At 73.3% G+C, this 1980-nt stretch carries 4 protein-coding genes; 3 read left to right on the forward strand and 1 reads right to left on the reverse strand.

Annotation, left to right across the window (positions count from 1 at the left end):
- On the forward strand, nucleotides 1-301 hold a 301-nt coding region (locus NQ160_RS21435; protein ID WP_374113697.1), incomplete at its 5' end, for an MFS transporter.
- An 18-nt stretch (nucleotides 302-319) separates the two neighbouring features.
- On the opposite strand, the gene NQ160_RS21440 is transcribed toward NQ160_RS21435, so the two are convergent.
- The gene (locus tag NQ160_RS21440) at nucleotides 320-727 is read right to left on the reverse strand and encodes a pilus assembly protein CpaE (RefSeq protein WP_257517091.1); all 408 of its coding nucleotides are present in this window, start codon (nucleotides 725-727) and stop codon (nucleotides 320-322) included.
- Between the two features lie 85 nt (nucleotides 728-812).
- Here NQ160_RS21440 and NQ160_RS21445 point away from each other — a divergent pair, with 85 nt between their 5' ends.
- Together NQ160_RS21445 and NQ160_RS21450 are read left to right on the forward strand one after the other, a co-directional pair.
- Complete coding sequence (locus NQ160_RS21445) at nucleotides 813-1574, forward strand: alpha/beta fold hydrolase (protein ID WP_257517092.1); 762 nt, start codon at nucleotides 813-815, stop codon at nucleotides 1572-1574.
- A partial coding sequence (locus NQ160_RS21450; RefSeq protein ID WP_257517093.1) for an acyl-CoA dehydrogenase family protein occupies nucleotides 1571-1980 on the forward strand: 410 nt, incomplete at its 3' end. The genes NQ160_RS21445 and NQ160_RS21450, both read left to right, overlap by 4 nt.

The raw sequence follows: 1980 nt of genomic DNA on the forward strand, positions 1-1980 counted from the left end.
GGGCGTCGCGCCCGCCCTCGCGGTGATGTTCGCCATGACGACGGCGAGTGTGAAGTTCAGCGACACCGCCGAGGCCTTCGGCTGGGTCGGCACCGGTCAGCTGATCGGCTCGGCCGCGGGGTCGGCGACCGCCGGGTTCCTCATCGACGGCGTGGGACCGCAGGGCGCGTTCGTCGCCGGCGCCCTGTTCGCCGTGGCCGGCGTGCTCGTCTCGATCGTGTTCGTGCGCGGCTTCCCCGACCTGCGCGGCCGCGACGCCAGCCCCATCCCCGACACCGAGCCGGTTCCCCTCGTCACCTGACGCGGCGACGGCGACACCTTACGCGGCGATGCGAGCCAGCAGGAACAGCACAGCCTGCGCGTACGCGTCGGCGGGCTCCGGATGCCGGAACCGGTGGCGCGCGCCATCGACTTCGATCTCCACCTCGTAGATGTCGGGAAGCCGCACGAGCGAGCGGAACGCGCCCCGCAGCATCTCGCGCAGCTGCGCCTCGGAAGGCAGCCACAGCGCATCGCCCAGGGCGACGGAGTCCAGCGCCCACTCCGTGGTGCCGTTGAACGCCAGCAGCGTGCCGGTCGGATAGCTGCGCGCCTCGATCGTCATGTCGCTGACGGTGAAGACGTCGGCCTCGAACTCTGGCTCGTCCAGCTGGAAGCGGTCACCCGAACGCGGCCGCCAGCTGAGGCCGGCGGCGCGCAGTTCCCGGGCCAGGTCGGTGGAGATCACTTCACCATCATCCCCCGCCACAGCGCCCCCGGGGCGGCGGGGCGCGGACCGGTCTGCGCACCCCCTCCAGACCTAGGCTGGGGGCATGCCCTCACCCGTCACCCTGCCCCGGTACGCCTGGGGTGAGCCCTCGTCGCCGCGCCGCGCCCTGCTGGTGCACGGTCTGGGCTCCAACGGGCCCCTCATGTGGCTGTACGGCACGGCCTTGGCGGATGCCGGCTGGCACGCGACCGCGGTGGACCTGCGCGGCCACGGGGTGGCGCCCCGGGCGCTGGACTACACGATCGCGGCGTACGCCGCCGACGTCGCCGCCACCGAGCCGGAGGGCCCCGGCGCCGCCCCGTGGGACCTCGTCGTCGGCCACTCCCTCGGCGGGGCCGCCGCCACCGTCGCCGCGGCCGCGCACCCGGAGTGGACCCGCCGGCTGATCCTCATCGATCCCGGCATCCTGCTCGCCGGCCACGACCGCGCCATCGTGCGCAACAGCCAGACCCGCGCCTTCGCCGACCCGTCCGAGGCGGCCGTGCGCGCGGAGCACCCGACCTGGCATCCGAACGACATCGAGCTCAAGGCCCTCGCGGCCCGACAGGCGAGCCGCTGGGCGGCGGAGCAGACGAGCGAGCAGAACGCCGTGTGGGACGTGCGCGAGGACGCGGCGCGGTTGAGCGTGCCCACCCACGTCATCGCCAGCGACCCCGCGGTGTACTCGATCTTCACGGGCGCCGTGGTCGACGACGTGCTCGCCAATCCGCAGGTCACCATGTCGGTCGTCACCGGCGCCGGGCACTCGCCGCACCGCGATAAGCCCGCAGACACGCTCCGCCATCTCAGGGAGGCACTCTCATGACCGCTTTCGATCCCGCGAGCCTGTTGCCGGACGACCTGATCGAGCGCATCCGCGCGCGCGCTGCGGGGCACGACAGCGACAACACCTTCCCCCACGACGACCTCGCCGACCTCGCCGCCGCCGGCTACCTGGCCGTGCTCGCCCCGGCCGAGCTGGGCGGCGGGGGCCTGAGTCTCGCCGACGTCTCGCTGCTGCAGCAGCGGCTCGCGGGCGCCGCGCCCGCCACCGCGCTCGCGGTCAACATGCATCTGGTGTGGACCGGCGTCGCCAAGGTGCTGCGCGATCGCGGCATCCATGACCTCGACCATGTGCTCGAGGGCGCGGTGGCCGGGGAGATCTACGCCTTCGGCATCAGCGAAGCAGGCAATGACCTCGTGCTGTTCGGCAGCGACACCGATGCCGCGCC

The sequence above is a fragment of the Microbacterium sp. zg.Y909 genome, from assembly GCF_024626565.1.

Coding starts and splice junctions, on each gene's coding strand:
- NQ160_RS21445 (WP_257517092.1), top strand. CDS start 813: ATGCCCTCACCCGTCACCCTGCCCCGGTACGCCTGGGGTGAGCCCTCG.